Origin of the sequence: Streptomyces olivochromogenes (genome assembly GCF_001514115.1) — a bacterium.
Classification (GTDB): domain Bacteria; phylum Actinomycetota; class Actinomycetes; order Streptomycetales; family Streptomycetaceae; genus Streptomyces; species Streptomyces olivochromogenes.
In genome coordinates this window covers 62,354-69,171 of the sequence record NZ_KQ948486.1, presented here as the reverse complement: position 1 = coordinate 69,171, position 6,818 = coordinate 62,354, and the positions used below count along the sequence as shown (strand labels likewise).

General features: G+C 69.6%; 4 protein-coding genes and 2 pseudogenes. 3 read left to right on the top strand and 3 right to left on the bottom strand.

Annotated features, from left to right (window positions below):
• Positions 1 to 129: 129 nt before the first annotated feature.
• A pseudogene (locus AQJ27_RS54020) lies at positions 130 to 439 on the bottom strand (IS5 family transposase); the annotation flags it as partial.
• 315 nt (positions 440 to 754) lie between these two features.
• Here AQJ27_RS54020 and AQJ27_RS47690 point away from each other — a divergent pair.
• Positions 755 to 1,989 (top strand): annotated as a pseudogene (locus AQJ27_RS47690) (GNAT family N-acetyltransferase).
• A 320-nt stretch (positions 1,990 to 2,309) separates the two neighbouring features.
• Here the strand turns inward: AQJ27_RS47690 and AQJ27_RS47685 are convergent.
• Positions 2,310 to 3,413, bottom strand: a complete 1,104-nt coding sequence (locus AQJ27_RS47685) for a sensor histidine kinase (protein WP_067384407.1) — start codon at positions 3,411 to 3,413, stop codon at positions 2,310 to 2,312.
• Positions 3,410 to 4,075, bottom strand: coding sequence for a response regulator (locus tag AQJ27_RS47680; protein WP_067384405.1), 666 nt, complete (start codon positions 4,073 to 4,075; stop codon positions 3,410 to 3,412). The genes AQJ27_RS47685 and AQJ27_RS47680 overlap by 4 nt, the downstream gene beginning before the upstream one ends.
• 176 nt (positions 4,076 to 4,251) lie before the next feature.
• Between AQJ27_RS47680 and AQJ27_RS47675 the strand changes: the two genes are divergently transcribed.
• Both AQJ27_RS47675 and AQJ27_RS47670 read left to right on the top strand, forming a co-directional pair.
• Complete coding sequence (locus AQJ27_RS47675; RefSeq protein ID WP_067384402.1) at positions 4,252 to 5,508, top strand: DUF418 domain-containing protein; 1,257 nt, start codon at positions 4,252 to 4,254, stop codon at positions 5,506 to 5,508.
• Positions 5,509 to 5,627: 119 nt separating this feature from the next.
• Complete coding sequence (locus AQJ27_RS47670; RefSeq protein WP_067384400.1) at positions 5,628 to 6,302, top strand: histidine phosphatase family protein; 675 nt, start codon at positions 5,628 to 5,630, stop codon at positions 6,300 to 6,302.
• Positions 6,303 to 6,818: the final 516 nt, after the last annotated feature.

The following is a 6,818-nucleotide window of genomic DNA, read 5'->3' as shown; positions in this document are numbered from 1 at the left end:
AAGGGAGCGTTTCATCCCGGTGAGGCTGTTTGGTCCGAGGTTCAGGTGTCGCGCCAGTTCCGGGTGAAATTCGAGGGCGAGTCGTCGACTTATGAGGGAATGACCTTGAATCCATTGACGCCGGGGTCGCATCAGATGCATGCCGTCGGCGTTGCCGGAGACGCTCACCACGGTGACCCAGACGGTCGGCAGCAGGCCGAGAGTGTCCACTCTGAGGTGGCGCTTGCGGCCTGCGATTTCTTGCCTGCGTCGATGCCCTGGTCGGCCGCGGGCACGCTCGCGGAGGTCTTCACACTCTGCGCGTCCGGCACGCAGGCGCTCGGCACGCCGTCGCGGCCCTCGGCCGTCCGCTTTCCCACGGCACAAAGTCATGGGGCAGGTTCCGCCGGGGGATGCCGGTGCGGGCGACGTTGAGGATGGCGAGCGTGAACCCGATCAGTCGCCGGCGTGCATCGGAGAGGTCGCTGGGATACGCACGAGCGAGGTCAAGCGGGTGCGCCTTGGGATCAGACGGGAGCGAACTGACGGAAACGGGCCAACCAGCGATGCCCCGGTCACATCCGCCGCATCGAACGCGTCTGCCTCAATGACTGCACCTGGCCGAGCCCGACCACCGCAACTCCCCCGGGCCGGGCGGGCATCGGGCTTTGCCGTGGCCGACCGTAATCCGCTTGACCTGGCCACGGGTCAACGCTGCACTGTTGCGGGACACCACGAGTCGTGGTGCCGGTACCCCAGGGAGGCAGCGGCAGCGATGGAGATCCGTCCCACGACCGACCAGGACCTCGATGTCTTCGTCGACACACTCCATGCCGCGTTCGGACGCTTCCCTGAAACCCCGACCGAGGGCGGCGGGGTCTGGTGGTCGGCGCTCGAAATGGATCGCGGCCTCCTCGCCCTGACGGCGGACGGGCGGCCCGTCGGCACCGCCGGGGCGTATGCCTTCGAGCTCACCCTGCCCGGTGAGATCCTCGTCCCGGCCGCCGGGGTGACCGCCGTCGGCGTCCTGCCCTCGCACCGACGCCAGGGCGTGCTCAGCGCGATGATGCGGCATCAGCTCACCGAGCTGCGGGCCGAAGGGGAGTTCCTCTCCGTACTGCTGGCCTCCGAGGCACTGATCTACCGCAGGTTCGGCTACGGACCTGCGACCTACACGCAGCGGCTGACGGTGCCACGCCACCAGGCTGCCCTCGCCCTCCCCCGGGCACGAGGAAGGGCCGACACCCCGGCGACCGGCTCGGACACCGGCACGATCGAGCTGCTGCGGCGTGCCGAGTGCGGCGAGATCCTGGAAGAGGTCTACGACCGCTACCGCCGCGCACAGCCCGGCGCGCTGTCCCGGCCGCACCGCTGGTGGGCCTTGGGCGCGGGACAGCCCCCCGTCGCTTCCGCGCCGCGCTACGTCGCCATCCACCGGGACGCCGACGGAGTCCCGGACGGGTACGCCAGCTACTCGACCGGCGAGCCCAGCACCTTGACGGTGGACGAGACCATCGCCGCCGACGACGCCGTCTTCACGGCCCTGGCCCGGTTCGTGCTCGGACACGATCTGGTCACTCAGGTCGTGTTCAAGCACTTCCCGCCCGAGCACCCGCTGCGCTGGCAGTTTGCGGACTTCCGCGCCGGCCAGGTCAGCGGCGACACCGACTGGCTGTGGGTACGGCTGCTGGACGTCCCTCGTGCGCTGACCGCGCGCGGCTGGTTCATGGACGGCGACAGCTCGTCCTCGACGTCGACGACCCGTTCCTGGGCGAGCACAGCCGCTACCTGCTGACCATCCGGGACAGCAAGGCCGACTGCGTCCCGACTGACCGGGAGCCCGACCTGTCCCTGGACGTGAGCGACCTGGGCTCGATCTACCTCGGCGGCACCACCCCGAGCACGCTCGTGCGCGCCGGACACATCCGGGCCCACCGCCCAGGCGCGGCCACCCTCGCTGACGCCCTCTTCCGTGCCGAGCGCTCCCCGCACTGCCTGCACTGGTTCTGACCGCACGCTCGCCGACCCCTTTGACCGGACCGAATCCGAGCGACCGCAGCAAGAAGGGCATGCACGACAGCCTGGCTCTGCAGGCTCTCGTCCGGAGCAACCGCCCCTCCGCTCCCGCCGTGGACCACGCCGCAGCAAAGGCGGAGGTGGCCATACTCCAGCACATTGGGAAGTAGATCAGCGGACCACTGGCCTCCCGGATGCGAAGCCTCCAAGGAGTAAACGCCCGGGGTTCCTCGCAAGAATCGAGCTGAAGGGTTTCGAACTCGGAGCCCGGCCCCCGCTCCGCTGCTTCGGTCGTGGCGGCGGCCAGCACTCCGTCACGACTCGCCCTCGGCTGGAAGCTCGAGGTTCAGTTCATAGCCCCCGTCGGCCGTTGGGCCGGAGGTCACGGTGCCTCCAAGGAGCGCGGCGCGCTGCCCCAGGCCGACCAGACCGTGGTGCGCACTGGGCAGCGGAAGAGGAGGCCGGGTCGGTGCGGTATTGGTGACCGTGGCACGAATGGCGCCGCCCTCGTTGCGGATACGAACCGTCGCGCTGGTCCCGGGGGCGTGCTTGCGTACGTTGGTCAGCGCTTCTTGGACCGTGCGGTAGATGGCGCGCTGAACGGTGGGCGGAAGGTCGTCGGACACGTCGGTCTGCAGCTCGACCTTGATGCCGCTGTTGTCGACCAGCCGCTCAAGGTCGGCCAGGGACGGCTGCGGTGTCAGCTCGGTGGGGCGGCCCCCGGAGGCTCGCAGGACGCTGACCATGTGCCGCAGTTCGTCCAGGGTCTGTACGCTCAGCCGCCGGATCGTGGCGGCGGCCTCCTTGACTTCGGCGTCCCGGGCGCCGACCTGAAGGGCTCCGGCCCGCACCGCGATCAGACTGACCTGGTGGGAAACCACGTCATGCATCTCCCGGGCGAGCTGCGCACGTTCCCTGGCCAGCACGGCCTGGGCGGTCAGCAGCCGCTTGTGGTCGCGCGCCTCGGAGATCTCGGCGAGCCGCTGCGACAGATCGCGCCGGGTCTGGACGAGTTGCCCCAGGAAGACGGGAGCGGCCGCCGTCGCCGCGGTGTAGCCCAGAGTGACGAGGGTCGAGGTGGCCGCGAAGTTCCAGTGCAGTGACGGCCATGAGGTCATGTCGCAGACCGTGAATGTCGTCACGCAGACGGCCAGCAGGGCGCGGTGCCGGGTGAATGAGGCGAGGGTGTACAGCGCGGCCAGCGCGGCGAAGACCGCATCGGAGACCAGGACTGCCGGCAACGTGAGCAGGAAGGTGAGCAGCGGCCGGCGACGGCGCAAGAGAAGTGAGAAGGCGGCAACCAGGGCGCAACCCAGGCGCAGCGACTCGTCGATGTGGACCTTGACCCAGACATCGAGCAGCGAGGCTCCGACAAGGATGGCGTCCAGCAGCAGCGGGGGCGGGCGGCGAGGGGTCATCCCCCCTCCTGGTCCCGCGACGGTTTGAGAAGGCAAGCCCGTTGGGCGAGGCGGGAGGCCTGGACGCGGCCGTCGACCTTGAGTTCCGTGAGGATGGTGCTCACGTCGTTTTTGACCGTGCTCGTGCTCAGACGCATCCGTGTGGCGATGTCGCTGTTGGACAGTCCCTCGCCGATGAGGGTGAGTACGGCACGCTCGCGGTCGCTGAGTCGGGCGAGGCTGCGGGCAGCGGGTTCCTGGGGGCCGGCGTTCGGAGCGATGTCCACTGCCGTCCGGGTGACCTTGGACGACAGTACGGTGCCGCCGTTGGCCAGGGTCCGCACCAGGAACGGCAGCTGCTCGGGGTCGGTGTCCTTGAGTAGGAAGCCCGCGGCGCCCGAGCGAAGTGCCGTTGCGACGTGTTCATCCATGCCGATGGTCGCGAGCATGGCCACCACCGGGGGGTGGGACAGCCGGCGGAGGCCGGCCAGGACGGTGAGGCCGTCGACGTCCGGCATCCGGATGTCCAGAAGCACGACGTCAGGACATATCTCCTGCGCCACCTGAAGCGCCTGGCTGCCGGGAACCGCCGCCGCGACCTCGATGTCCTTCGCCGCGTCGAGGATGTACTGAAAACCCTTGCGAATCAGGGCCTCGTCGTCGACCACCAATACTCGGATCACGGGTGCTCCACTCGCCATGGGGCCACTGTCCGATTCGTACCATTTCGTGACACTCCCGGCTGGTTCACACTATCGAATCCAGCCAGTCGGCGGGGGCTGCGTCGGCCAGTCGGCGGGGGCGGTTCCGGACACCTGCCGGATGGTTGCGAGGCACACCGTCCAGGACCCTGGATCACATGTTGCACGCCGTATCAGAGGTCGCACCGTCCGGGGCGGCATCCGCTGTGGGTGCAGTTCCCGCCCCCTCCCTTACGGCGTCAGCTCCCTCCCTTACGTCGTCAACGGGACGGCTGATCGGACTCGACCTGGCCCGCGGCCTGGCGGTGTTCGGCATGTACGCGGCCCACGTCGGCCCCGACCCGTCGGTGGGCGGCCCGCTGGGCTGGGTGATGGAGGTGGCACGCGGCCGGTCCTCTGCCCTGTTCGCCCTGCTTGCCGGGTTCACCCTGGTCCTTCTCACTGGTCGGCCACAGCCACGGACGGGGCGAGCCGGGCGGCAGGTCATGGGCAGGGTACTGATCCGCTCCGCCGTCCTGGTTGCTCTGGGATACGCCCTGACCTCCCTGGACACGTCGGTCGACGTGATCCTCGCCGCTTACGGAATGGTCTTCCTCCTGGCCCTTCCGCTGTACCGGCTGCGAGCCGGCACACTGGCCGTCATCGCCGCGGCGACCGCGCTCGTACTGCCCCAGGTCCTGTATGTGCTTCGGACCGCGGTCGAAGGCGGAAGCTGGGCCGACGCCGTCATCGCCCACGACCCGCTGGCCCGGATCACCGATTCGGACGGGATCGTTGAATTGTTCATCACCGGCGCGTACCCGGTACTGACCTGGCTGCCCTTCGTCATCGCCGGAATGGCAGTGGGCCGACTCGACCTCGCCAGGCCCGGCATACGCGCCAAGGTCGCTCTCCTCGGCAGCGCACTGGCCCTGCTCGGCTACGGCGGCTCTTGGCTGGCCCTGAACCTGGTCCCCGGCGCGCAGGCGGCCGTGAGCGCGACGACGGACGGCGGGTCGGCCGCATCGGCCTGGTGGTCGGACGCCGTGGGCGACCCCGCCGCCAGTACCCCGGACTGGCTGCTGGTGGCCGCGCCGCACAGCCAGACGACATGGTCGATCCTGGGTAACACCGGCATCGGCCTCGTGATCATCGCCGCCTGCCTCTTCGCCACGGACCGGTCGGCCCGCCTTCGGCGGCTTGCCACGCCGGTCATCGCGGTCGGCTCGGTCTCCCTGACCGCCTACGTCGGCCACATCATCGTCATCAAGACCCTGGGCATCGACGACCTGTCGACGTCCGCTGCCCTGCCGGCCCTGGCCTGCTTGGCGGCGGCCAGCATGCTGCTGGCCGTCGCCTGGACACGGGCTTTCCGGCGCGGACCACTGGAGTACATGCTGCACGCCGCCACCGCACCCGCTCGACTGATCAACTAGCCGACTGTGGTCGAAGCGCCTTCCAGGACACAAAATCCACTGCCGATTCCACGGCGCCCACGGTCTCCGAAGGTCTCACACCATCCGGCGTCACGCCGGGCCAGGAAAGAGGTAAGCCGATGTCGGTCCGCCTGACATTCATGTGCGCGACAGCCGGGGACACCAGCAGGAACGCAGTCTTCGGTGACGGTCTCCTCAGCGAGAGCGGCCTGCGCGAGGCACGCGTCGTGGGAGCCTCACTCCCCCCGTACTCGCTGGCCATCCGGGCACCGTCGACCCCCTGCGGGCAGATCGCCGACGCTCTCGGCCTGAACGCCACGCTCGAACCCGCGCTGCGCGACTTCGACTACGGCACGTGGCGTGGGCACACAGTCGGCGAAGTCACCGCGGACGACCCCTACGGGTACGGCGCCTGGCTGACAGACCCGGATGCCGCGCCACACGGAGGCGAGTCGGTACGCCAGCTCTGTCGCCGAACCGCCGGCTGGCTGAGCAGAGTGCCGCCTGGCACGGGCGACGCGCTGGCCATCACCGAGCCGGCGATCATCCGGGCCGCGCTCGTCCATGCGCTGTCCGCACCGACAACGGCCTTCTGGCATTTCGATGTGCCACCCCTGTCCGCGGTCTCCCTCACGTTGCGTGGTGACCACTGGAACGTCCGGCCCGGGCCCGTCATCCCTCGAGGAGTCGGCACCAGTCGCACTGTTCCCGTGGTCGCCGCACGGAATCAGACGACGCTCCTGTGGGACGAGACGGCGAACGACGATCGGTACGAGCTCGTCGCCTGGGTGTGACCCACGAGCACGCTGATGCACCGCCGTCGGTTCGACGGCACGCTGCTGGGCGACAGTGCCCATGCGATGGTGCCGTTCCAGGCCCCAGGGTGCGGCGCGGGCGATTCTGGACGCGGCTGTGCTCGGCGACGCCCTCGCGGGGGCCACGTCGGCCGAGACTCCCGACGCCGCGCTCGACCGGTACACGCGCCGACGGCTCTCGACCGCCACAAGCGTGCAGGCCAGTTCCGCGCGGGCGGGCAAGGACCACCACCTGCCGGACGAACCTGAGGCCCAGGCGCGGAACACCCGCATGGCGGCATGCGCGGCCGTCCAATGCATGGCGGCATGCGCGGCCGTCCGGTCGCTCGTACAGATGACGCGACCGGCCGTTGCTCACCTGCCGACCAGCCGCACCTGCCGCTCGATTCCCTGCCAATACGGTGCCGGGCGGCAGCCTTACGCAAGGGCTCGACCACCAGCCGGACTTCGGGTGCGAAGCCACAAGCTCCGGGCACCGGTGGCCCGCTGGTCCGC

What these genes read in the sequence shown, in the direction of transcription:
- AQJ27_RS47685 (WP_067384407.1), bottom strand. Translation starts at nt 3,413, where the DNA reads ATGACCCCTCGCCGCCCGCCCCCGCTGCTGCTGGACGCCATCCTTGTC.
- AQJ27_RS47670 (WP_067384400.1), top strand. Translation starts at nt 5,628, where the DNA reads ATGTCGGTCCGCCTGACATTCATGTGCGCGACAGCCGGGGACACCAGC.
- AQJ27_RS47675 (WP_067384402.1), top strand. Translation starts at nt 4,252, where the DNA reads ATGTTGCACGCCGTATCAGAGGTCGCACCGTCCGGGGCGGCATCCGCT.